This window comes from Bacteroidales bacterium (assembly GCA_035647615.1).
In the GTDB taxonomy this organism is placed as follows: Bacteria; Bacteroidota; Bacteroidia; order Bacteroidales; family 4484-276; genus SABY01.
In genome coordinates, this window is sequence record DASRND010000029.1 from 1 (window position 1) to 24,130 (window position 24,130).

The following is a 24,130-nucleotide window of genomic DNA, read 5'->3' on the forward strand; positions in this document are numbered from 1 at the left end:
CAATGAGAAAATTATTTACATTTTTTGCAGTCCTATTAACTGCAAGTGTGTTTGCTCAATCACCCGACAAAATGAGCTATCAGGCAGTAATCCGTGACAGTAACCTTGAGTTAATAACAAACACGGCAATCGGGATGCAAATAAGTATTCTGCAAGGCTCGGCAAGTGGAACAGCGGTGTATGTTGAAACTCAAACACCAACCACCAATGCCAATGGTTTGGCAAGCATAGAAATAGGAGCTGGAACAGTTCAAACTGGCGATTTAGCAACTATCGACTGGGCAAACGGACCGTACTTTATTAAAACAGAAACTGACCCTGAAGGAGGAGCCAACTATACCATAACCGGAACAAGCGAACTGCTGAGCGTGCCCTTTGCTTTGCATGCCAACGAAACTGACCCAAGAGTTCCGCAAGGCACAAGCCCCGGCGAAATGCAATACTGGAATGGCACAGAATGGGTAATAGTTGCAGCAGGTAATGAAGGCGATATTTTAACCTTCGTTGGCGGTGCGCCTGCATGGGAAGGACAACAAACTGTGGGCGAAGTAGAAAATCCAGCTACCGGCAAAATATGGATGGACAGAAATGTGGGAGCTTCGCAAGTGGCAACCTCTCCTACCGATGCAGCTTCCTATGGCGGAATGTACCAATGGGGTAGGTTGACCGACGGGCACGAAATACCGACATCTGCCACAACTACTATTCTTAGTACAACTGATGTACCTGGACATGGCGATTTTATAATCGTCGATAATTCTCCTAATGATTGGCGTACTCCTCAGAACGATAATTTATGGCAGGGCGTAGATGGAATCAACAACCCATGCCCAAGTGGTTTTCGTCTGCCTACTGATGCTGAATGGGATGCCGAACGTCTAAGTTGGAGCAGCAACGATGCTGCGGGTGCTTTTGCCTCACCACTTAAATTGCCCCTTCCGGGCAACCGCGACGGCAAGAATGGCGTAATTGGCTCAGCCGGCAGTTGGGGCACTTGTTATTCCAGTACTATTGATGGCATTTATGTGTATTCCCTGTACTTCTATAGCGGCGGTGCAGGCAGGGACAAGGGTGTCCGAAGACATGGATACTCTGTTCGCTGCATTAAGGATTAAATGTGTTAAAAGTAGAAAGTTTGTAAAGTGAGTCCTTTATGAACTTTCTACTTTTTTTTAAACGATATAGAATTTCCTATTTTATGAATTTCAAAAGGTTTCCTTCACTTTTAATTATTTGTTTTTTATCGTTTCATGTTTTAGCTCAGTATAACATCAACGGTAGTTTTCCCCCTTTGGCAGGACAACAAGTTAAATTGGTAGGCTTTCAGGATTTTGGCATTTATACCATTGATAGCACCATAGTATCTAAACAAGGCAATTTCAAAATGAGTTATTCCGACAAAGACCAAGGCATGGGCTATTTGTCAGCAGCAGATAATGAAGCCTATTTTGTGGTGCTCGCGAATGAAAATATCCAGTTAAAGGGCCAAGTTTTTAGCCTACCGGAAACTATCACAACCCTATCGGGAAATGAAAATAAATTGTTTACACAATATGCTTTAGAACATCCGCGCAGAGAACAAGCCCTGAGTGCATGGGATTATTTGACTAAAATTTATACGCTCGATACGCTATTTGCTGTTCAGCCAGTCCCTAAACAAGCCATAGCCACCGAGAAACAACGCATTAAAGCAGAGGATAGCCTTTTTTTGGCTACCTTACCCAAATATTCTTATGTAAGTTATTATTTACCGCTTCGCAAACTGGTAAGTTCGGTTTCTACCATTGCCCAATACCGCACCGAAGAAATTCCGTCTGCCATCGCTACATTCCGCAATATGGACTATACCGACCCGCGTCTTTATAAAAGTGGTTTGTTGAAAGAAACCATCGAGAGTCATTTTTGGTTAATAGAAAATAGCGGTCGTTCATTAGATTCGGTGTTTTCCGAGATGAATATCTCCATCGACTTTATGCTAGGAAACCTTGCAGGTGATCCGAAAAAACTGAACGAAATAACCGATTTCCTTTTTAAATTATTGGAACGTCGCAGTTTATTTAAACCCGCTGAATATTTAGCTTTGAAAGTTCTGAATGAAGTTAGCTGCACCATCAACGACGACCTTATTGCGAAATTGGAAAGCTATCGTGCTATGAAAATAGGGAATATAGCTCCCGACTTTGATTTCGAAGACGATTGTTTTGCACCGGGCTACGATGTTGCCGATTCTCCCAAAAAACTGTCGGACATAAAGTGCAAATATACCGTTGTAATATTTGCTGCAAGTTGGTGCCCGCAATGCCCCGAAGAACTTTCACAAATTGGCCGTTTGTACCAAAAGTGGAAAACGAATGACGTAGAAGTGGTTCATGTTTCTTTGGATGATGATGAGCAAATTTTCAGAAATTTCACCAGCATCTTTCCTTTTATCAGTGTATGCGACTATCAGAAATGGGACAGCCCGGTGGCAAATGCATACCACGTTTTTGCCACACCTACCATTTATTTATTAAATGATAAGCAAGAGATTTTGCTAAAGCCCACCTCTGTGAGGCAATTAGATTCTTGGGTAGATTGGTATCTTGTGCAAGGCAACAAATAAAAAGGCTTGTAGAAAATAGATTAATTTTGAAAAATTAACCGAAACATTTTTTTCAGGATGACATCCAAATTTACAAGACATTATCTCCCTGAACTATTTGCACTGAATTTCAGACGCTCGAAACCAAGCGTAGTAACCGTAAACCTCACCAGCCGCTGCAACCAGAGGTGTATTTATTGCGAAATTGGTAAAAACATACCAAGCTCCTCAAAAGAGGAATTGACCAAAGAAGACTTGTTTTGGATCATTGATGAAATGGCCGCAAACAAAATTCGCAGAATGGCTTTGTGCGGCGGCGAACCTTTTTTGTTTGATGGCCTCATGGACGTTGTGGCATATGCCGGAAAAAACAAGATCCGCTGCGCCATTACAACAAACGGCATGACCGCCTACAAACTCAGCAAAGAAGAGCTAATCCTGCTCAAAAAACACAAGACCGAAATCAATATTTCCATCGATTCCTTTCGCGATAGCATCCAGTCGTTTACACGCGGCACTCCGGCTGCCCTCGCCAATGCGCTGAAATCGATAAAGCATTTGAGCGATAACAATATTCAACCTACACTACTCGCAGCCATCTCAAAATATAACTATCACGATTTATCGGAGTTCTTTGCCCAGGCATGGGAAAAAGGTATTAAACAAGTTTTGTTTCAACCCATCATTTATTACTCAAATTACCCCGACAGGCCTGCCATTGATGAAAAATCACTACTAAATGTAGGTGTCGAAAATATTGATGCCCTTTTGGTTGAATTAAGAAAGATTTTGCATTTTGAACGAAAACATCAAATAAAAACAAACGTATATCGAATTTTACCCTGGATTGAATATTACCTGAAAACAGCAGCAGGCCAGGGTAGTAAATGGTTTTTTGATGGTGTGCTTGACACATTTTATTGCAGGGAAATTTACGCTATCATCGATATTACCTACGATGGTGGAATACAACCCTGCGGCCTGGCTCTGGCCTCAATAAACATACACCAAAACCGGCAGTCCGGATTATTGGTTCTTTGGTCGGCAGCAACACAAGAAATTAAAGAGGATTTAGAAAACCAAAGATATCGTGAATATTGTAATGGATGCTGTCATCACTTTAGCCGGAATATGCTGGCCTCGATTATGAAACATCCCATAAAAAACAGGCTTGCATTGTACCGCATATTTCCATTGATATTCTGGCGGACATTTTGGGGCGTTTCGAAAAATTTTAAAAAGGCATAGTATGAAAATAATACTGGTAACCGGGGGAAACAGAGGAATAGGTTTTGAAATTTGCAGACAACTGGATAAACTTGGGTACCAGGTAATACTTGGGTCGAGAGACCTGGAAAAAGGAGTAGCCGCGGCGGCCTTGCTAAGTAAAAATGTCTTTGTACATCAACTTGATGTTACCAGCGAAGAAAGCATCCAGAGCCTATTTGGATTTGTTAAAACCGATTTTGGAAAGATTGATGTGCTAATAAATAATGCAGGAATTGGATCGGATGAGCAGGAGAAAAAACATACCATGGCAAGTGGAGTGAAAAATGTTTTGAAAACAAATTTGCCTGGTGTTTGGAAAATAGCTAAGACGGCTGTTCCCGTGTTGCGAAAAGCCGGTGTCATCGCACAAAAAGAAGGAGCCAAAGACGTTTCATTACAAAATGTAAAATGTTTGATGGATACTAATTTTTTCGGGCCCTGGCGTATGATACAGGTTTTTGTTCCGCTCCTCCAAAAAAGCGAAAACGGCAGGATAATCAATATTAGCAGTGGAAGGGGCGAATTGCAAAGCCTGACCGGAGAATATCCCGCTTACAGTATTTCAAAGGCATCGCTGAATGCAATAACTATTATGTTTTCGAACGAGCTGAAAGGAAAAGGAATAAGCGTAAATGCGATGTGTCCGGGTTGGGTAAAAACGGATATGGGTGGCACAGATGCACTGCGTAATGTTGGTCAGGGTGCCGACACAGCCGTTTGGCTTGCCACTGAAAAAGAAATTACTACAGGTAGATTTTTTAGGGATCGGCAGGAGATTGATTGGTAATGGCACTTTAAAAATCGGCTCTTTTACAAAAAAAGGCAATAAGGTTTAAGTTCGTGAGGGGTAAATATTTCTATTAAGATTGGGTACAGAAGAATTAGGTTTGCGATTTTCTTCGATGACTGCTTTACGGATTTGAAAAAATGATTTTTTCTAATAAACCAAGGAAAGGAAAATCAGTTTTCATCTTTTGCCAAAACCTTATCAATATTTTTAACCTTAGTAGAAAAAAGCTTGCCTAATGTATTCAACCTTATTAGCTTATCATTTCATAACATATGTGTTTTTGTACCTAGCAGAGTATCGGGCGAAGCGAGGGTGGGTAAAAGTTTCTCATAGAATTTAATCATCTGCTTTGCACAGTTCAAATAGTGGTACTCTGAAAAAGCCCGGTCATGTGCAGTCTCACCAACTTTTTGGCAAAATGAACGGGATGCAACACACTTCTTAATTTGGTGAACGAACTCTTCGGGGGTATCCGCAACCAGCACATCTTTGCCATCCATATATTTCATGCCTTGCAAGCCCACGGTGGTTGAAATAATACATTTTCTGAGTGCCATTCCCTCGATAATCTTGGCTCTGATTCCGCTTCCGCTCAATAAAGGAACAATCATTATTGCCTTATCTTGCTGATATTTTAAGGCATCAGGCACAGTGCCTTCAACAATCAGATTCAGGCGTTTCATCTTTAAAAAACTATCAGGCATTTTCTTGCCGGCCATATATACTTTCAAATCAGGCAAGGCATTTTCGAGCAGCGGCAAAACCTCGGACACAAACCAATGCATTGCTTCTGTATTGGGTCGCCAATCCATCGAGCCGAGATGGTACACCACCGGGAAGTTCTCGTATTGTTTTTCAAAATCATACTCTTTTAATGTATTAAAAATAAACCCGACAGGAATATTAACAACAGGAATACCTTTGGCAAAAGATTCAAAAATTTGTGCGTCGATTGGCGATATGGCAATGATACCATCGACTTTCGAAACTATCTGCTGTTCAAATATTTTGAGACGCGATGCAGCTATTCGCAAAAACATTTTTCGTATGGGATGTCTCAGGTTTTTCAATAATCTCTCCCAAATAACAAACTCAACATTTTGAGGCCGCAATACAATTTTAGCTTTCGTGTGCCGGCGGATGGTTTCGATGTAAAGACACAGGTAAAGATGCTCAAGCTGAATAATATCGAATGTGTTTTTGTTTAAGATATCAATAAGCACTTTTTCAAATAATTTAGATTGGAAACGCTGGATAAAATAGGATTTCCTACCAAACAAATTCTTAATGGCATCTGGTATTTTTATTCTGTTATCCACTGGTACGGCCACAAATTTTGTTTGGCTACGGAATGAAGGCGGGATCGTTTCGATGTCAATTTTATCGCGCAAAGGATTCATGGCCAAAACATTCACATCAGCCCCGGCCTCCAGCAAGCCAATTGCGGCATTGTAGATAGCAAGCGACCCGCCATCCTGAACCGGATAAGGAATTTTATGACAAACCTGTAATATTTTCAAAGCCTTGGTTTTTGAAATTCGATGATTGCCTGAGTGATATATTTTATTTCATTAACCGAAATATCATGAAAAAGTGGAAGGCATAAAATGCGGTCAGCATTGAAACGGGCTGTTGGCAAAGCGCCTGTTTTGTAAATTTTAAACTCACGATAATCTGTAATGAGTGGATAAAAATAGGTGCGGGGAAATATATTCTTACTTTCCAAATAATGCAATAATTCATCCCGGCCGGCACCAAATTTTTCGGGATGCACGATTACCGGGAAATAGCCATAATTATAGCTCACCGATTTTTTATTATCAAAAAGGCTGAGCCCCTCTACGTTTTTCAAATGTTCACGATATAGCAGCACAGCAGCTTTGCGCAAACCAATGACCTGTTTCATGTGTTTCAGTTGTGCCAGCCCAATGACTGCCTGTATCTCATTCATCTTCGCATTCAGGCCATAGCCCACAAGTTGATTGTCGGAGCCGATCCCGCTATTTTTCAGCGCATCAATATGTTTTTTTGTGGCCTCGTCATGACTGATGATTGCGCCTCCTTCGATGCTATTCATCACTTTGGTGGCATGAAAACTTAAAATGGATAAATCACCAAAATTAAGAACAGAATTATCATTTATATTCACGCCAAAACAATGCGCTGCATCGTACACCACCTTCAGGCAATGCTTCTGTGCAATCTTATCGATGGCCTCTACATCGCAGGGATTCCCAAATACATGCACCGGAAGTATGGCCGAAGTGTCGGGAGTAATGGCGTGTTCAATTTTACTAATATCCATATTGAGATCGCAGCTACTAATATCTACGAAAACCGGTTTCAGATTGTTCCAGTAAATACTCTGCGCTGTAGATATCCAGGAAAACGGGGTGGTAATTACTTCTCCGCTCAACTCTAGCGCCTTCAGAGCCAAAAGCAAAGCCATCGTACCATTCGAAACTAAGCTGATGTACTTTACCCCAAGATACGCGCAAAGTGCCTGTTCAAAAGCAGCATGGAAAACCCCGTCATTTGTTAGCTGCCGCGATTCCCAGATCTCTTCCAAATAGGGGCGAACTTCATCGAAGGGAGGCAAAAACGGCTTCGTTATAAAAATCTTCTTATTGTTGCTGGTATCGTCCATTATCGTAAAGATCGTATATAATATTTGTTTAAAGGTAACTGTTTAGGTGGTTTTTTAAATTTACATTTAGTGCCTGGTTCTATGAATTTAGGATTACCCATCGCGCATCCCCTGCCCCCTAAAGGGGGGAATTGCCAACGCACAAGCGAAAGTGTGTGGGAGGCTTCCCCTTTAGGGGATTGAGGGGTAGCGCGGGCATTTTGGAAATAAAGATTCATATGTTGAATTTATGTTTTCAAAGATAGCAGCTAAATAGTTACGTTTTAAGAATCATCTTATTTTCGGCATCAAACCTGGATGCTTTGTCTTTGCGGGCAAAAAGATGCAACCAATTTTTTCGGCTCACTAAAATATCAACAAAAGCCACCAGATAATAGAGATTAATCCTGACAAGATTAACCAGTCCGGATTGAAATTTTGTAATCATTTGCAAAATTGCCAGGATTAAAAACAACGACCCGGTACCAAACAGAATAAGAAACGCAAGGCCTTGTGGGATAAGAATTCCGCAAGCAATATAGCTTAGAAATAATAGCACAGGAATAAAGATGCGCAGGTATTTGTGCCAGAGCAGCATGGTGATTTGTAATTTGCTCAAATTAAAAATAATGCCTCTTTGGAAGAGCAACTGAAGGAGCCCTGTTAAATATCTTTTAGCCCTTTGGTAATTGTATAGCTCAGCAAAATTATCATCGATGATGGCGCAATGCTTAATCATAACTATCTGCTTTGATTTTAATATGTGCAGGCTCAGGTATAAATCGTCAAGGATAATATGATTGGGGATTGGCGCGAAATATTGTTTTTTGATAGCATACAAAGGTCCGTAAACTCCCATGGTACTGCCGAGCTTGCTTTCGCACGTTTTTATAAAGTTTTCGTGCCGGCGGACAATCGAATCGCAATTGTCTTTGTCGATAGGCGACAAGCACCCCGACACGGCCCCGACGGTTTTGTTTTTTAATGGCTCAACGATGCGTTGAAGGCTGTTTGGACAAAGTTGTTGACGTTGATCGCAAAAGATAATAATTTCGAGTCGCGCCTCCAAAACACCGCGATTCATCGAATCGGCAATGCCTTTGCGTTTGGTTTTTCTGATAATTCTAACGCCCGGCTGATGGAGATATTGATCGAGTATTTGTTGCGTGGAATCCCTGCTGCTATCATCAATAATGATCATTTCGTGGTTTTCGAATACAGCAAGTTCATTAATAAGGAAATCAATTTTATTTTTCAGAAATGCTTCTGCATTGTAGGTGAGCAAAATTAGAGAAATGCCATCGATTTGTTCGGTTTCTTTTGGTGGGGTTGCCCTCGCAGAAAATGCCAGGCACAACCCTAATGGGTATATTAAATAGAGTACAATAAAAATAGCGGTTATCCAGAGTATCGTTAGCATCAGGGTACTTTCTAAAAATTGTTCTTTTTCACAAATTTCATTCGGTAAACAGACTTCATAAGCATATACAATCTTTCTCCCATTTCATCGGGCAACAGATTTTGCATTTTTCTTGACGTTTCTTTGGCCACGTCAAACCACCAGTTTTTCTTGTCCTGATTGCTGTAAAAGCCCGCTTTCTTAGCCAACTTGATAGCCTTGAGCCTGTCGGCGTAAGAGAACTCTGGCGTTTCGAAAACAATGCGCGGGTTTATCGAATGAAAGTCGTGGATGATATCCGTAAAAAAATGGCCATGTTCCTTCACATAGTCCCATTGCGGGGTTCCCTTAAACGGGAGTACTGAATAAAAATTCACAAAATCGCATCCCGAATCTTTCGCATAGTTTATTGATTCTGTAACGGTTTCGAGGGTGTCGTCCGGACTTCCAATAACGAATTGCCCTAACACTTCTATGCCGGCATTTTTAAAAATCTTAATCCCCTCACTAATTTGTTCTATCGTTGACTTTTTATTGATTTTTTTCAATATCTCATTGTTTGCCGATTCTATTCCAATAGCCACATTGTAGCACCCTGCCTTCTTCATTTTGTCGGCAAGGGGCTGGGTAATGATGTCGGCCCGGATGGATGCCGACCACAATATCCGGGTCTTATTTTCTAAAAGCAAATCGCAAAAATCTTCGACTCTTTGCAAATCAATATTGAAACTATTATCACCAAATACGAATATCTTTTTCCCGTAATTTTTTATCAATAGCTCAATTTCTTCCATAATATTTGCTGCACTGCGTTTTCGCCAGTTGTCGCCCCAGATGGAAGATGAATTGCAAAAAGCGCAGGCATACGGGCAGCCTCTGCTCGACACAATCCGGTGAAGGGGATACTTGTGCATAGGATAAATATCATAAGCCGGCAGGGGTATCGAATCGATGTCTTTGATTTGCGCTCTCGGTTTGTTTGTAATTATTTCGCCGGCGGCACTTTTATACATCAGTCCATCAATAGCTTCAATTTTACCCTTTCCCTTCAAATGGTTTATCAATGTCGAAAAGGTGATTTCGCCTTCACCGTAAACAACATAATCTGCAGGTGTTTCCGCGAAAACATCCTGCATAATGGTGGTTACATAAGGCCCTCCCAGACAAATTGGTGTGGTGGGATGTTGCTTCCTGATACGGCGAAAGAGGGATTTTACCTCAAAATAAACCGGGCAAAATACCGTCATGCCGATCAAATCGAAGTGGGTGTTGAAGAAGGCGTTGGTTTCTTTGCTTGAAGCTACGCGGGTATCGAGGTAGGTAAATTCCAAATCATCGTGATGCATGCGGGCATACGCCACAAGATATCCCAACCCAAGATGCATGGTCTTGTACCTTCTGTCCTTGTTCGGAAAAATCAATCCTATTTTCATGTTTGTTTTACTGTTGTCCGACTAAATTTTTGAAGAGATGCTCATGATAGATCTTACTACTATCCGACATGAATTAAAACGGCACAAATTAAACGCTATTTTTAACATTTCAAAGATACAATAACAATTCAAAATGGGCGCCTTCGCCACGCTATTTTAACCTGAAAGCACCTTGCTTTTCTATTGGGCCAAAGATAAATCCTTCCTAAAGGCCGGGTTTACTTGTAGAACTTTCTCCGCACCCGCCTTTTATTTCTGATTTTTAGGAAACCGGCGTGGCGCCTTAAACAGTTGATAGCAGGTGGATCGCGGTGTTTCTGGCTGTCGGCGTGCTTCTTGGCATGTTCTTTTCTCTTAGCTTTCTTTTCATTTTTATAAAAATAAACATTACAACATGAACCATTTCACATTGGACGATTTCAGGAAATTAGCACAAAAGCATCAACCCCATTGCGTAAGCATCTTTATCCCTACACACCGTGTGGGGCAGCAGGTAAAACAGGGCCACGACCAGTTGGTGTTGAAAAATAAGCTCAAAGCAGCCCGTCAGCAACTTGCCGAATACAAGCTGAGCGATCGTGAGATTGATGCGTTGCTGAAGCCGGCCGATGCACTGCTTTCCAACGGCAGCTTCTGGAGCAATCGTTCCGATGGGCTGGCTCTGTTTATCTCGCCCGGTGAGTTTCTCTTTTATTCGCTGCCGGTTTCTTTTGATGCTTTCTTGTTTGTCGACACACATTATTATTTGATGCCGCTCATCCCTTATCTGAACCATGAAGGACATTTTTATCTTTTGGCGCTCAGCCTCAATAAGGTGAAACTTTACGAGGGAACACCACACCATCTGGATGAGATCGAAGAAGCTGTACATCATTTACCCTCAGGTATGGACGAGGTTCTGGGTGACGATAGCCCCCAACGCAACCTGCAGTTTCGTTCGCAGCAAGGTGGTGGCGAGCACGCCATGTACCATGGTCATGGCGCTGGCAAAGAAGATGCTAAAGCGGAGGCTATGAAATATTTTAGAGCTGTAAATGATGGCTTGATGAAGATGTTGCGTGATGAGAAGGTGCCGTTGGTAATTGCTGCCGTAGAGTACCTGATTCCCATTTATGCAGAGGCCAACGGCTATAAATATTTATGGGAAAAATCCGTCACTGGAAATCCCGAACACGAAGACCTGACGACATTGCACCGCAAGGCGTGGGAGTTGCTGGCGAATCATTTCGATAGCGAGCGCTCCGAAAAATCAGGTTTGTTTGAAGAAGTGCTGGCCAATAAGCGCGCCGCCTACAAAATGGAGGAGGTCGTTCGTGCCGCCATCAACAAGCGTGTGGATACACTTTTTGTGAGCAAAGGCGAAGAAGTGTGGGGTACCTTCGACCGGAAGGAAAACGAAATACGGATAGAAAGCAAAAAAGAAGAGCACAATACCGGCCTGCTCAATCTGGCGGCAACATACACGCTGCTCAATGGTGGCCGTGTGTTTATGATGCCGCCCGATAAGATGCCCGAGAGTACCTCGAAACTTAACGCGCTGCTTCGCTACTAAAATGAGCAGTTTGATAAGGAAATAATTATTTAAAAACAGGAGGAGGTAGTTAATGGAAAAACATAAAAACCACAATAGTTACTTAAAATTTTTTGCCATGATCGGCACATCCATGCTGGTGATGTTCTTTTTGATGTACCTGAATTCTTACCAGATTATCGATCATTTTTGGTTTAGCGAAACCCGCATGTACATGACGCTCATCATGGGCGGAGCTATGATTATTATTATGCTGCTCTATATGCTCAAAATGTACTCCGATAAAAAGACCAACGTTGCTATCATTTTCGGTGGCTTTATTCTGATTGTTGCCTCGGTAATTTTGGTCAGAAGCCAAGTTACGGTGGACGATGTAGATTATATGGAGGGTATGATACCGCACCATTCTATCGCTATTCTTACAAGTGAGCGGGCACTCATCGAAGATGCACGCGTGAGAGAACTTGCCGATGGGATTAAGGACGCTCAACTCAAAGAAATCAAAGAGATGGAATGGTTGATCAATGACATCAGAGAAAATGGTTTGGCAAAAACAGCTGCAGAAGCAGAAACGCGTCCGGTGCCCAAATTCGCTCCTACCCCGGAGTAGGTGAATTTTAGAATATAGCGGAAGCGAAATTTGGACATTGCTGCCAGTTCAACTTATGATGAACTTATCAAACTTTTGCCTGTTTAATATTTCTCAGATAACAGTTTAAATCTTGAAAATATTCGGACATATCATTTTATCGCTCCTATTGTTGATTCTAACAACAGGGATGGCTGTGTCCGAGCATTATTGCCGCGAAAACCTGGTTTCCGTTTCAGTGTTTGCTGAAGCCGATTCGTGCTGCGACATGGGAAACTGCTGCCACAACGAAACGCGGGTTTATCAGCTCAAAGTTGATTTTTCAGCCCCTGCAGTTTCCGTCACCCCTGATTTAGTAATGCGTCAAATTTTAGGACATACACTGTTTGCTGTCGAAGTACCCGGTTTGCCCGAAGCTATGCTCGCTTACCGCGAATTTATAGAGCCGCTTCCGCACCCATCTTTGCAAGTGACACTTGCCCTTCGGCAATCTTTTCTTTTATGATTTTATAATGATTTCTACTAAGGATTTTGTGATTTCCACAAGAGTCCCTGTTACTATATGAGTCACTATTAAAATTCATAATTGAAATTTGTATGATAAACAAAGTCATCCGTTTTTTCCTCGAAAACAAGCTGGTTACATTCCTGGTATTGGTGCTTTTTGTAAGCTGGGGAATCGTAACTTCTCCCTTTGGCTGGGACACCGGTTTTTTGCCCAAAGACCCGGTGCCTGTTGATGCCATCCCCGATATTGGCGAAAACCAGCAAATCGTATTTACCCAGTGGCCGGGCCGTTCGCCACAGGACATCGAAGACCAGGTTTCCTATCCGCTCACCACATATCTTTTGGGAATTCCGGGCGTGAAATCCATCCGCAGCTCATCCATTTTTGGCTTTTCCAGCATCTTTATTATTTTCTCTGAAGATGTCGAATTTTACTGGTCGCGCTCGCGGATACTCGAAAAACTTGCATCGCTGCCGGCAGGCCTGCTGCCCGAAGGAGTTAAGCCTGCACTCGGCCCCGATGCCACCGCGCTGGGGCAGGTTTACTGGTACACCATCGAAGGGCGCGATAAAAACGGTAATCCAACCGGCGGCTGGGATTTGCACGAAATACGCACCGTGCAGGATTTTTACGTAAAGTACGGATTGAATGCCACCGAGGGCGTTTCGGAGGTGGCTTCCATTGGTGGATTTGTGCAGGAATACCAGATAGATGTAAACCCCGATGCTTTAAAAGTCTACAACATTCCGCTGCACAAAGTGATGCAGGCGGTACAAAGATCGAATAGAGATGTGAGCGCCAAAACCATCGAAATCAACCAGGCCGAATATCTGGTGCGTGGATTGGGCTACATCAAAAAGGTGGAAGACATCGAAAAAGCCGTAGTTACAATTCATGAAAATGTTCCCATCCGCATAAAAGATATTGCTGTGGTAACTCTGGGGCCGGCCAGCCGCCGGGGCGCTCTCGACAAAGACGGCGCCGAAGTGGTTGGCGGCGTGGTAGTGGCCCGCTTTGGAGCCAACCCGCTGCAGGTAATCAATAATGTAAAAGATAAAATCAAAGAAATTTCGCCCGGGCTGCCCAAAAAAGTTTTGCCCGACGGCACAGAAAGCCAGCTGACTATTGTGCCGTTTTACGACCGCTCGGGTCTTATTCACGAAACCCTGGGAACGCTCGAAGAAGCCATTTTGCTTCAAATCCTTATAGTTATTCTGGTGGTCATCGTCATGGTGTTCAACCTCAGAGCTTCTATTTTAATATCCAGTTTGCTTCCCATCGCTGTGCTCATGGTTTTTATTGCGATGCGCTATTTTCATGTGGATGCCAATATCGTGGCTTTGTCGGGCATCGCCATTGCCATTGGTACAATGGTCGATTTGGGAGTGATCCTCTCCGAGAATATTATCAAACATATCGACGAGGCTCCGCCCGAACAAAAGCTCATCACCACCATTTATAACGGAGCTTCCGAAGTAAGTTCCGCAATTCTTACTGCGGTTTCTACCACTATTGTTAGTTTCATTCCGGTGTTTACGATGCAGGCCGCCGAAGGCAAGCTTTTTGGACCGCTGGCGTTTACCAAAACGTTTGCATTGATTGCTGCCCTTATCATATCATTATTTATTATGCCCATGCTGGCGCATTGGTTTTTTGGTGTAAAAATTAAAAATAATAAAATCAGAAAGTGGCTGAACATCCTGCTGATCCCCATTGGAATTTTCGCCCTTATTGCCGGACAGACCTGGGGCGGATTGATTTTACTTGCGTTTGGCGTTGTGGGAGTAGTGAAAGAGTTCAGGAGAAAACGCTTTGGTATTAATAAAGAAAAATTAGAAACAGGAACAAGCGATTCGGCACCGCAGCAACGAATAGAGGTGTTTGCCTCCTGGATACTCGCACATGCCGAAGTCATCATAGTGGTTATTGGTGTTGTCTGGCTATTGGCCAAATACTGGCTCCCGCTGGGGCCTGCCAAAAGCCTGGTGATAAATGTGTTGTTTGTTGCGCTGCTCGTGACAATTATTTTAGGCTTTTTTCTAATCCTTGAATATTTCTATAAACCGATACTCCGCTGGTGTTTGAACAATAAAGTCGGCTTCCTTTTGATCCCTGCTTTTTTAATTCTTTTCGGGGCAGTTACCTGGATGGGATTCAGCAATATTTTTGGTTTTGTGGCCAAAGGCTTCGACGGGCTTGGATGGAATGTGCGTACCACCAAAGTATGGTCGGGATTAACGCACACCTTTCCCGCCATCGGAAAAGAATTCATGCCTTCGCTCAACGAAGGTAGTTTCCTGCTCATGCCTACCTCTATGCCCCATTCGGGTTTTGAATACAACCGCAAAGTGCTGGGGCAACTGGATATGTTGCTTACCAACATCCCGGAAGTTGAACTTACCGTAGGGAAACTGGGAAGAGCCGAATCGGCGCTCGACCCGGCACCCATCTCGATGTACGAAAACGTCATCAATTACCGGCCTGAATACATGCTCAACGAAAAAGGGCACCGGGTAAGATTTAAAGTGGATAAAAACGACCGGTTTATATTAAACAACGGTGATACGCTATCCAATACGGAAGCTTTAAAGAGTGGTGTAACACTGGCGGATTTAATACCTGACAACAAAGGCAACTATTACCGCAACTGGCGGCAGGAAATCAAATCGCCCGACGATATTTGGGATGAAATTATTAAAGTAGCAAAAATCCCGGGCGTAACTTCTGCTCCGAAACTGCAACCCATCGAAACCCGTTTGGTAATGCTGCAAACAGGTATGCGTGCTCCCATGGGGATTAAAGTGTATGGTCCTGACCTGCCAACCATCGAAGCTTTTGGGATGCAACTGGAAGAGGTATTGAAAGAAGTGCCTTCGGTAAAAGCTGAGGCGGTTTTTGCCGACCGCATCGTTGGGAAACCCTACCTGCATCTAAACATCAACCGCAGCGAAATCTCACGTTATGGATTGAATGTGGAAGATGTGCAACAAACCATCGAAACGGCCATTGGCGGGATGAAAATTACTTCTACCGTCGAAGGCCGCGAACGATTCCCGGTGCGGGTGCGCTACCCGCGCGAGCTGCGCGACGATCCCGAGGCGCTGGGTAAAATACTGATACCTACACCTACCGGAGCGCAAATTCCCCTCTCTCAAATTGTCGATTTTGAATACGCCAGAGGACCACAGGCCATCAAAAGTGAGGAGACTTTTTTGGTGGGTTATGTTTTGTTCGACAAACGGGAAGGTTTTTCAGAAGTAACGGTGGTGGATGATGCACGGGTTGCCATACGAGCCCGTATCGCTTCCGGCGATTTGAGCGTGCCGGCCGGCGTGAGTTACAAGTTTTCGGGAAGCTACGAAAACCAGGTACGGGCCGAGAAACGCCTGACGATTATCGTACCAATTGTTCTGATTTTGGTATTTCTCATCCTCTACTTCCAGTTTAAATCGGTCTCCACCTCTCTGATGGTTTTTTCCGGGATCGCAATGGCCTTCAGCGGAGGTTTTATGATGATCTGGCTCTACGGGCAGGGCTGGTTTGTCGATTTCTCCCTCTTTGGCACCAACATGCGGGAGCTGTTTCAGATGCACACCATCAATCTGAGTGTGGCCGTTTGGGTAGGCTTTATCGCCCTCTTTGGCATTGCAACCGACGACGGTGTTTTAATGGCCACTTACCTCGACCAGAGCTTTGTGCGCAACCGCCCCGGCAACCTGAAAGGAATACGGGCCGCTGTGGTAGAAGCGGGTTACCGTAGAATCAGGCCTGCGGCTATGACCTCGGCAACGACCATTATTGCGCTGCTGCCCATCCTTACCTCTACCGGACGAGGTGCTGATATTATGATACCCATGGCCATTCCGGCTTTTGGAGGGATGATATTTGCGGCGATTACCTATTTTATCGTGCCGGTGCTTTACAGTATGCGTGAAGAGAGGAAGATGGCAAAGGAAATATAATGGAGATACAATTGAAATATTTTGATAACAAGTTGAAATATGGAGATTCCAATCATCAGGCTGTTTTTATCTAACTTAAGTAGATATTCTATTACTTAAAATTTCTAAAAAATGAAGACGTCCAAATTTATTCCGCTTAAAGAACTGGTTGTTTATCAACTGGCTCGACAACTATCAACCATCGCGTGGAACATCTTTTCCAGTCTAACTTTTGACCAAAAAAAAATAATTGATGTGGCAACTTTTGACGAACTAAAACAAATACATGATTCTTTAGAAATCAAATTGAACAATTTTATTCCGGTAACTTATAAAAATGCACAAAACAAGTGAAAACACTATATCTCAACCTATTTCTATTAATTTTTCTGATCCCAAGCTATGAGGGGAATGCCCAGTCTTTGCAAGATTATTTCAAAATAGCTTCTCAAAACAATCCCGGCCTGCAGGCCAAATACAAGGAATTTGAAGCCGCTTTGCAAAAGGTGCCGCAAGTGAGTTCACTCCCCGACCCAACTTTTTCGTTCGGGTATTTTATTCCAAAAATGGGATCACAACGGGCAGAGCTGACCATCAACCAGATGTTCCCTTGGTTTGGAACCCTTGGCGCAAAGGCCGATGCAGCAGCGTTATCGGCAGAAGCCAAATACCAGACGTTTCTCGATGCCCGAAACCAACTGCTTTTTAAGGTTTCGGCAGCGTATTATCCTTTGTACGAGTTGAAGCGATGGCAGCAGATTGAGCGGGACAACATCGAAATTCTGGAAACTTATAAATCCATTGCCAACACAAAATTCAGAAACGGGTTGGCGCCCATGGTCGATGTCTTACGCGTGGACATCATGCTCGACGACGCAACCACCAATCTCGAAATCCTTAACCAAAAAGAAAAATCGTTGGTTACCACTTTCAACAAACTGCTCAACAGAGACGAAAATGCGGAAATTGAATTTCAAGATTCATTAGAAATTGAATTCGTAGAGATGAATCCCCGCAGAGATTCCTTGATGGCCAATAACCCGCTTTTGGAAGCATTCGAATTGCAAGTGCAGGCAAACAAGGCAAACGAAAGGGCAGCACAAAAACAGGGTCTCCCACAATTGGGTGTTGGTTTGGGATATATGATTATGGATAAAAATGCCGTCGGAGGCATGACCGACAACGGTAAAGATGTGCTGATGCCAATGGTTTCGGCGAGCATCCCCATTTTCAGGAAGAAATACAAAGCAGCTAAAAAAGAAGCGCAAATGATGCAGGAAAGTTACGCCCTGCAAAAAGAAGAAGCTGCCAACACGCTTGTTTCAAATTACGAAACCACCTGGTTTGAACTCCAAAGCCAACAACATTTGATCGAACTCTACAACCAACAAATACAGGTGTCGGAGCAGGCGCTGAATCTTTTGTTTAGTGCTTACAGCAACTCAGGGGAGCAATTCGAAGAGGTTTTGCGCATGCAACAACAACTATTGAAATACGAAAAAATGAAAGCCACGGCAGAAATGCAGTATCAAATAGCTGTGGCCAAACTGAATTATTTAACGGCTTATGAGGATTGATGTGGGGATGGGGGGATGTGTTGATGTGCTGATGTGCTGATGTGCTGATGTGCTGATGTGAGGATGTGAGGATGCGGGGATGTGTAAAATTAATATGAACGTTAAAAAATAGATAATTATGGAACGTAGAAATGAGATTTTGGATTTAAGCTTTGAATTTGCTTTGGACATCATCGAATTTTCAGAATTGTTAGAAAGCAATCGTAAATACGTGATCGCACGTCAAATATTAAAATCGGGAACAAGTATAGGAGCCAATATTCGGGAAGCACAAAGTTGTGAAAGCAGAGCTGGTTTTATTCATAAACTTAAAATAGCCCACAAAGAAGCAATCGAAACCGATTACTGGCTTCTATTATGCGAAAAAGTAGAAAATTACCCACCCCCTCCTATCGCGATGAAAACTATGATGCTATCCATCGAAAAGTTGCTCAATAAAATAATCTCATCTGCAAAATCTAAAAAATAATAAAAATGAAATTTAATAGACGAACTATAGTAATGCTGATTGCCGTTTTGCTCGCCGGAGGTTTGCTGGGATATTTAGTAGGAAACCATGTTCCATCAAATCAACCCATCAACCAATCAACACATCAGCAAATCAACCAATCATCAAACCAACAAATCTGGACCTGCTCCATGCACCCGCAAATCCGAAAAAACGAGCCGGGCGATTGCCCAATATGCGGCATGGATTTAATCCCTTTGGAAGATGAACAGAACGGAGAAATCGACCCGATGGCAATCAGCATGTCGCCAACGGCTATGCAACTGGCCAATATTCAAACTGCAGTTGTGGGCTTGATGGATCCGGTAAAAAAAGTGCGCTTAGATGGTAAGATTCAGGAAGATGAGCGGCGGGTTTTTTCGCAGTCGTCGCACATCCCAGGAAGACTTGAAGACCTGAAGATCAATTTTACCGGCGAATATGTAAAAAAAGGGCAGGTGATTGCTTCGGTATATTCGCCCGACTTGGTTACCGCGCAGGAAGAACTGTTTGAATCGCAAAAGATAAAGGAAACACAGCCACAGCTTTTCAGTGCAGCCAAAGAGAAGCTGAGAAACTGGAAGCTCACCGACGATCAGATTGAAAAGATTTTGCAGTCGGGCACTACTGCCGAAAGTTTTCCCATCCGCGCCGATGTTTCGGGTTATGTGATCAAAAAAATGGTGAACCCCGGTGACTATCTCCGCAGGGGTGAAAGCATTTTCCAAATTGCCGACCTCTCGAAAGTGTGGGTACTTTTTGATGTATATGAATCGGACATGGCCTGGATTAAGAAAGGCGATGAAGTAGCCTTTACTGTTGCCTCACTTCCCGGGGAAAGCTTTACCGAAACCATCTCCTTCCTCGATCCTGTAATCGATCCCATAACACGAGTGGCAAAAGCGCGGGTAGCAATTGCTAACCCTGATTTGAAGTTAAAGCCCGAGATGTTTGTTTCGGGCACGGTTCGGGCGCAACTCCCCAAAAAATCTGATGTTGTAGTGGTTCCGAAATCTGCCGTAATGTGGACCGGCGAGCGTTCGGTGGTGTATGTTAAATCAGAAAGCGATCAGGGCATAAATTTTATCATGCGCGAAGTTACACTTGGCCCTGCCCTGGGCGAAAGCTATGTTATTAAAAATGGTTTACAAAAAGGTGAAGAAATAGCTGTAAACGGCACCTTTAGCATCGACGCAGCCGCTCAGCTGGCCGGAAAACCCAGCATGATGAATCCCGAAGGCGGGCCGGCCATGACCGGGCACGACCACGGTGGAACAAAAATGCCCTTAGCAGGTCAGGCAAGTGCGGGTTCCATTCAAAGTAAGTCCGCTTCAAGTGAGGGGTCGAGTGAGGGTTTCACTCAAAGTGAAGCCCCCACTAGCAACCCGGCATTTAAAGCACAGCTAGCAAAAGTGTACAAGACTTACCTTGAAATGAAAAATGCTTTTGTGGATACGGACAACGAAAAAGTCAGGAGCAAAGCAAAAGATGTAAATGCAGCTTTAAAGCAGGTAGAGATGGGTTTGCTCAAAGGCGAGGCACATATTTTCTGGATGGAACAATTGGAAAGCCTGAACAGCTCGATTGAAGCGATCTCAGGCTCCGGCAACATCGAAATGCAACGCAAGGCCTTTGCTCAATTTAGCCAAGCGTTTTACGCCGCCCTTAAAAACTTTGGCCTGGACGAGCACACAGCTTATTATCAATACTGCCCCATGGCCTTTGATAACCAAGGAGCCTATTGGCTAAGTGATATCAAGCAAATCAGAAATCCCTATTTTGGGGATAGGATGCTCAAATGCGGCGAAACCCGCGAAACACTTAAATAATACAGTCCATGGGAATAAGCATCTAAAATATGTTATGCGACCGTTGCATTATGACGATGAAGCAAATATTTGGAGAAAACACGGTTGCAAGCCAGGTTTTGTAATTGTTAATTTAAAAAAACCAAAAGCGCAACAGTATCTGCGGATGCCTGTTGCGCTTTGTTTTTATCGGCCGTTGGCTCTATTGTCGGTGAGCCACAGGTAGGCTTCCTTTTTCGATGAAAATTGCTCCACGCGCGCTTCCACCAGGTTTTCGTTGAGTAGCTCACTAAGACGGTAGCCAAAGTTGAGTTGATCCATGGTTTTGGTAAGGATAGCCACCGACTTATTTTCGATGATGACTTTGTTGCGCACCAGCCAGGCAAAAAACTGGTTGAGTTTTTCTTTGCTAAAATTGATCTTCATCTTGCGCAGATCCATCACGATACCACGGATGCGTCCGTAGTCGGTGTCGTCGATCTGGTTTTGTTTCATGCGGATGAATTCGCCTGCGTTGAGGCTTCCCGAGAAATTCTCGATCAGGTAGTTGTCTTCCAACAGATTGTATGTAATCATGCTTCTTAAAGTATTAAAAGTTAAAAGCGTAGATCATTTTATCATACAAGCTATCTTTTGATTTTTACAAATGTTTTCAGCAATACAACGGTGTATTCCTGGTATTAATATCCATAAAAATTAAGCCGTCGAAACCTTTTGCAGGACTGGTTTTGTATGCTTCACGCAATGTGTTGAACGTCTTGATGGTAACAGCTGAAATGTTGCATCCCGCACTGCTAAAGGAATAGGTTAAAAATTGTTATTGGAAAACGGGATATGTTTTAGATGGCGGAAAGATCAAAGTCCAAATTCCAAAAACCAAAATTCAATGTGATTTTCATCGGACAAAAAGATAAAAACAAAACGGCCTGTTAATCGACGATTAACAGGCTGTAAATAGTACCCGAGGCCGGAATCGAACCGGCACGAACATAGTTCATTGGTTTTTGAGACCAACGCGTCTACCTATTCCGCCACTCGGGCTTGATTTTTTTAAGAACTGCGAGGGAAAAGTAGCCCCTTTTTTAGGGTCGCAAAAATAGTGATTTTCTTGAATGTAAGATTAAAACCCTAAAAAAATGTTCCCTCCGGATAAAATGTGCTAATTTCGCAGTCTCATCATAAGAGCATTTTTAAGCGTAAAAGGTTCATTATCATGGCACCAACAGTAAATATCTTTTCGGGTGACGGCTCCAAATACCTGGCTGAGCGTATTGCTAAGGCTTTTGGCGCCGAACTGGGCAAGGTCACCATCACACATTTCAAAGATGGCGAGTACCAGCCTTCGTTCGAGCAGACCATCCGTGGTAACGATGTGTTTCTGGTGCAATCCACCAATCCACCTGCCGATAACCTTTTCGAGCTGCTGTTGCTCATCGACGCTGCCAAGCGTGCCTCGGCGCAAAGAGTGGTGGCACTTATCCCGTATTTTGGTTTTGCCCGTCAGGATCGTAAAGATAAGCCCCGCGTTTCTATTGGCGCCAAGCTCATCACCAATCTGCTGGTAGCCGCCGGCGTCGACCGCATCATCACTATGGATCTGCACAGCGATCAGATTCAGGGCTTCGTCGACATTCCGGTAGACCACATGTACGCTTCTTCCATTTTCATACCTTATCTCAAAACCCTTAATCTGCGCAATCTTACCATGGCTTCGCCCGATACCGGTGGGACAAAAAGAGCAGCGGCTTACGCCAAATTTCTCGACACCGACCTGGTTATCTGCTTCAAGCAGCGCAAAAGGGCCAACGAGGTGGATACCATCCGCATCATCGGCGACGTAAAAGACAAAGACATTATTTTGGTCGACGACATCATCGATACCGCCGGCACCATTACCATTGCTGCCAACATGATGATGGATCAGGGCGCCAGATCGATACGTGCTGTATGCACACATCCTGTTTTCTCCGACCGCGCTTTGCAACGCATCGAAGAGTCGGCGCTATGCGAAGTGCTGGTAACAGATACCATCCGCCGCGAATCGTCCGGCAAGATTACCGTGCTCAGCACTGCCGAAATCTTTGCCGATGTAATTGATCGTGTAAACAGAAATCAATCGATAAGCACTCACTTTGAGTTCTTCACGATGTTATAGTTCATTATTTTATTTACTAATTTATTTTTTTAAAACATGAAAGCATTAAAATTGAGCGGTTCTCTTCGCGAGAACGTAGGGAAAAAAGATGCTAAAATGCTGCGCAAAGAAGGCAAAGTGCCTTGTGTGCTGTATGGAGGCGACAAACAGATTCATTTTGTGGTAGCCCAGAAGGCTTTTAAAGAGTTGATTTATACTCCTAAGACTTATCTGATCGAGCTTGAGCTGGAAGGGAAAACCTATAACGCTATCCTGCAGGACGTGCAATTTCATCCTGTGAGCGAGAGTATTCTCCATGTGGATTTTATGCAGATTTTTGATGACCGTGAGGTAGCTATCCCGGTGCCGGTGCAAATTACTGGTACGTCTAAAGGCGTTCTTAAAGGCGGGACTATGTATAAAAAATACCGCAAATTGAGGGTTAAATCGCTGCCAGGCGACCTGCCTGACGAAATCGTAGTTGACATCACTCCGTTGAATCTCAACGAAAGTATTAAGGTTTCGGATTTGTCACGCGAAAATCTTACCTTCCTTGATCCGCCTACTTCAGTGGTGGTTCTTGTTAAAACAGCCCGTGTTATTGAGGAAGAGGAAGACGAATTATTAGAAGATGCCGAAGGTGCTGAAGGTGCTGAAGGCGCTGAAGGTGCTGAAGGTGCTGAAGGTGCTGAAGGACATAAAGGCGCCGAGGGTCATAAAGGCGCTGAAGGTGAAACCCATGGGAAAGGTAAATAATTTCCTTTTCGGAATAATCATAAAAGAGGTACAGAGCACGCGCTTTGTACCTTTTTTCTTATTAATAAAAAAATTGCGATAAATATTTTATGAAATACCTCATAGCCGGGCTGGGAAACATTGGCGGCGAATATGCCAACACACGCCACAACGCAGGGTTTCTGGTAGCCGATGCACTGGCGCAAGCAACAGGAGCTTCGTTCGAAACATTACGGCTGGCCCAGGTAACGCAAACTCGTTTTAGAGGCCGGCAGATGGTAGTGATAAAACCTACCACCTACATGAACCTGAGTGGAAAGGCTGTGAAGTACTGGCTCGACAAAGAAAAGATTCCCGTCGAAAACCTGCTCGTGATCTTTGATGACATCGACCTCGACACGGGTGTGCTTCGGATGCGTCCCAAAGGTAGCGGCGGCACGCACAATGGAATCAACGACATCATAGACACACTCGGAACGAATGAATTTGCACGTCTGCGCGTGGGGATCGGCAACGATTTTGCGCGTGGTTTTCAGGTGGATTATGTGCTGGGGCAATGGACCAAAAGTGAGGAGAAGATCATGCTCGAAAAAATACCCATGGCCGTGGAGGTAATTCAAAGCTTTGTATTCGCGGGAACGCAACAAACTATGAACCGCTACAACAATAAATAGGTTGTCGGGGAGAAAACAGTTGTCGGGTTGACAACTTCTTCTTTTTCA

At 43.7% G+C, this 24,130-nt stretch carries 20 protein-coding genes and 1 tRNA gene; 15 read left to right on the forward strand and 6 right to left on the reverse strand.

Translation table 11 applies throughout. From position 1 onward, the window contains the following. The first annotated feature begins 134 nt into the window (after window positions 1-134). From VFC92_09025 to VFC92_09040, 4 genes are all read left to right on the forward strand, one after another. On the forward strand, window positions 135-1,115 hold the full coding sequence (locus VFC92_09025; protein HZK08330.1) for a hypothetical protein: 981 nt from the start codon (window positions 135-137) through the stop codon (window positions 1,113-1,115). 83 nt (window positions 1,116-1,198) lie between these two features. Further along, a complete protein-coding gene (locus VFC92_09030) occupies window positions 1,199-2,602 on the forward strand; it encodes a TlpA disulfide reductase family protein (GenBank protein ID HZK08331.1) in 1,404 nt (467 codons plus the stop codon). 57 nt (window positions 2,603-2,659) lie between these two features. Beyond that, window positions 2,660-3,829, forward strand: coding sequence for a radical SAM protein (locus tag VFC92_09035; GenBank protein ID HZK08332.1), 1,170 nt, complete (start codon window positions 2,660-2,662; stop codon window positions 3,827-3,829). 1 nt (window position 3,830) lies between these two features. Next, window positions 3,831-4,637, forward strand: coding sequence for an SDR family oxidoreductase (locus tag VFC92_09040; GenBank protein ID HZK08333.1), 807 nt, complete (start codon window positions 3,831-3,833; stop codon window positions 4,635-4,637). A 266-nt stretch (window positions 4,638-4,903) separates the two neighbouring features. Here VFC92_09040 and VFC92_09045 read toward each other — a convergent pair whose 3' ends face one another. From VFC92_09045 to VFC92_09060, 4 genes are all read right to left on the reverse strand, one after another. Beyond that, window positions 4,904-6,160 carry a glycosyltransferase gene (locus tag VFC92_09045; protein ID HZK08334.1) on the reverse strand — a complete coding sequence of 419 codons (1,257 nt, stop codon included), beginning with the start codon at window positions 6,158-6,160 and terminating at the stop codon, window positions 4,904-4,906. Continuing rightward, complete coding sequence (locus tag VFC92_09050) at window positions 6,157-7,287, reverse strand: DegT/DnrJ/EryC1/StrS family aminotransferase (GenBank protein ID HZK08335.1); 1,131 nt, start codon at window positions 7,285-7,287, stop codon at window positions 6,157-6,159. Before VFC92_09050 ends, VFC92_09045 begins: the two co-directional genes overlap by 4 nt. Before the next feature lie 256 nt (window positions 7,288-7,543). Further along, window positions 7,544-8,686: a glycosyltransferase gene (locus VFC92_09055; protein ID HZK08336.1), complete on the reverse strand. Its 1,143-nt coding sequence runs from the start codon at window positions 8,684-8,686 to the stop codon at window positions 7,544-7,546. An 11-nt stretch (window positions 8,687-8,697) separates the two neighbouring features. After that, the gene (locus VFC92_09060; GenBank protein ID HZK08337.1) at window positions 8,698-10,098 is read right to left on the reverse strand and encodes a radical SAM protein; all 1,401 of its coding nucleotides are present in this window, start codon (window positions 10,096-10,098) and stop codon (window positions 8,698-8,700) included. A gap of 394 nt (window positions 10,099-10,492) precedes the next feature. On the opposite strand from VFC92_09060, the gene VFC92_09065 reads away from it, so the two are divergent. The 8 genes from VFC92_09065 (at window position 10,493) to VFC92_09100 (ending at window position 20,560) form a co-directional block, all read left to right on the forward strand. Further along, window positions 10,493-11,650 carry a hypothetical protein gene (locus tag VFC92_09065; protein HZK08338.1) on the forward strand — a complete coding sequence of 386 codons (1,158 nt, stop codon included), beginning with the start codon at window positions 10,493-10,495 and terminating at the stop codon, window positions 11,648-11,650. Window positions 11,651-11,747: 97 nt separating this feature from the next. Then, window positions 11,748-12,239 carry a DUF305 domain-containing protein gene (locus tag VFC92_09070; protein ID HZK08339.1) on the forward strand — a complete coding sequence of 164 codons (492 nt, stop codon included), beginning with the start codon at window positions 11,748-11,750 and terminating at the stop codon, window positions 12,237-12,239. Between the two features lie 169 nt (window positions 12,240-12,408). After that, entirely contained in the window at window positions 12,409-12,723 is a 315-nt protein-coding gene (locus VFC92_09075; GenBank protein ID HZK08340.1) for a hypothetical protein, read from the forward strand. Window positions 12,724-12,815: 92 nt separating this feature from the next. Then, complete coding sequence (locus tag VFC92_09080; protein ID HZK08341.1) at window positions 12,816-16,688, forward strand: efflux RND transporter permease subunit; 3,873 nt, start codon at window positions 12,816-12,818, stop codon at window positions 16,686-16,688. Between the two features lie 111 nt (window positions 16,689-16,799). Next, on the forward strand, window positions 16,800-17,021 hold the full coding sequence (locus VFC92_09085; GenBank protein HZK08342.1) for a hypothetical protein: 222 nt from the start codon (window positions 16,800-16,802) through the stop codon (window positions 17,019-17,021). Then, entirely contained in the window at window positions 17,018-18,244 is a 1,227-nt protein-coding gene (locus VFC92_09090) for a TolC family protein (protein HZK08343.1), read from the forward strand. The genes VFC92_09085 and VFC92_09090 overlap by 4 nt, the downstream gene beginning before the upstream one ends. A gap of 118 nt (window positions 18,245-18,362) precedes the next feature. After that, the gene (locus VFC92_09095) at window positions 18,363-18,713 is read left to right on the forward strand and encodes a four helix bundle protein (GenBank protein ID HZK08344.1); all 351 of its coding nucleotides are present in this window, start codon (window positions 18,363-18,365) and stop codon (window positions 18,711-18,713) included. A 5-nt stretch (window positions 18,714-18,718) separates the two neighbouring features. Beyond that, entirely contained in the window at window positions 18,719-20,560 is a 1,842-nt protein-coding gene (locus VFC92_09100; GenBank protein ID HZK08345.1) for an efflux RND transporter periplasmic adaptor subunit, read from the forward strand. A 165-nt stretch (window positions 20,561-20,725) separates the two neighbouring features. On the opposite strand, the gene VFC92_09105 is transcribed toward VFC92_09100, so the two are convergent. Together VFC92_09105 and VFC92_09110 are read right to left on the reverse strand one after the other, a co-directional pair. After that, entirely contained in the window at window positions 20,726-21,115 is a 390-nt protein-coding gene (locus VFC92_09105) for a hypothetical protein (GenBank protein ID HZK08346.1), read from the reverse strand. A gap of 382 nt (window positions 21,116-21,497) precedes the next feature. Beyond that, window positions 21,498-21,580, reverse strand: a tRNA-Leu gene (locus tag VFC92_09110). A 172-nt stretch (window positions 21,581-21,752) separates the two neighbouring features. Between VFC92_09110 and VFC92_09115 the strand changes: the two genes are divergently transcribed. The 3 genes from VFC92_09115 (at window position 21,753) to pth (ending at window position 24,082) form a co-directional block, all read left to right on the forward strand. Further along, window positions 21,753-22,694, forward strand: coding sequence for a ribose-phosphate pyrophosphokinase (locus VFC92_09115; GenBank protein ID HZK08347.1), 942 nt, complete (start codon window positions 21,753-21,755; stop codon window positions 22,692-22,694). A gap of 36 nt (window positions 22,695-22,730) precedes the next feature. Continuing rightward, window positions 22,731-23,429, forward strand: a complete 699-nt coding sequence (locus tag VFC92_09120) for a 50S ribosomal protein L25/general stress protein Ctc (GenBank protein ID HZK08348.1) — start codon at window positions 22,731-22,733, stop codon at window positions 23,427-23,429. Between the two features lie 89 nt (window positions 23,430-23,518). Next, entirely contained in the window at window positions 23,519-24,082 is a 564-nt protein-coding gene (gene pth / locus VFC92_09125; protein ID HZK08349.1) for an aminoacyl-tRNA hydrolase, read from the forward strand. The last annotated feature ends 48 nt before the right edge of the window (window positions 24,083-24,130 follow it).

Coding starts and splice junctions, on each gene's coding strand:
- VFC92_09075 (HZK08340.1), top strand. CDS start 12,409: ATGGCTGTGTCCGAGCATTATTGCCGCGAAAACCTGGTTTCCGTTTCA.
- VFC92_09095 (HZK08344.1), top strand. CDS start 18,363: ATGGAACGTAGAAATGAGATTTTGGATTTAAGCTTTGAATTTGCTTTG.
- VFC92_09040 (HZK08333.1), top strand. CDS start 3,831: ATGAAAATAATACTGGTAACCGGGGGAAACAGAGGAATAGGTTTTGAA.
- VFC92_09035 (HZK08332.1), top strand. CDS start 2,660: ATGACATCCAAATTTACAAGACATTATCTCCCTGAACTATTTGCACTG.
- VFC92_09115 (HZK08347.1), top strand. CDS start 21,753: ATGGCACCAACAGTAAATATCTTTTCGGGTGACGGCTCCAAATACCTG.
- pth (HZK08349.1), top strand. CDS start 23,519: ATGAAATACCTCATAGCCGGGCTGGGAAACATTGGCGGCGAATATGCC.
- VFC92_09070 (HZK08339.1), top strand. CDS start 11,748: ATGATCGGCACATCCATGCTGGTGATGTTCTTTTTGATGTACCTGAAT.
- VFC92_09030 (HZK08331.1), top strand. CDS start 1,199: ATGAATTTCAAAAGGTTTCCTTCACTTTTAATTATTTGTTTTTTATCG.
- VFC92_09050 (HZK08335.1), bottom strand. CDS start 7,287: ATGGACGATACCAGCAACAATAAGAAGATTTTTATAACGAAGCCGTTT.
- VFC92_09065 (HZK08338.1), top strand. CDS start 10,493: ATGAACCATTTCACATTGGACGATTTCAGGAAATTAGCACAAAAGCAT.
- VFC92_09055 (HZK08336.1), bottom strand. CDS start 8,686: ATGCTAACGATACTCTGGATAACCGCTATTTTTATTGTACTCTATTTA.
- VFC92_09105 (HZK08346.1), bottom strand. CDS start 21,115: ATGATTACATACAATCTGTTGGAAGACAACTACCTGATCGAGAATTTC.
- VFC92_09085 (HZK08342.1), top strand. CDS start 16,800: ATGAAGACGTCCAAATTTATTCCGCTTAAAGAACTGGTTGTTTATCAA.
- VFC92_09025 (HZK08330.1), top strand. CDS start 135: ATGCAAATAAGTATTCTGCAAGGCTCGGCAAGTGGAACAGCGGTGTAT.
- VFC92_09060 (HZK08337.1), bottom strand. CDS start 10,098: ATGAAAATAGGATTGATTTTTCCGAACAAGGACAGAAGGTACAAGACC.
- VFC92_09080 (HZK08341.1), top strand. CDS start 12,816: ATGATAAACAAAGTCATCCGTTTTTTCCTCGAAAACAAGCTGGTTACA.
- VFC92_09100 (HZK08345.1), top strand. CDS start 18,719: ATGAAATTTAATAGACGAACTATAGTAATGCTGATTGCCGTTTTGCTC.
- VFC92_09120 (HZK08348.1), top strand. CDS start 22,731: ATGAAAGCATTAAAATTGAGCGGTTCTCTTCGCGAGAACGTAGGGAAA.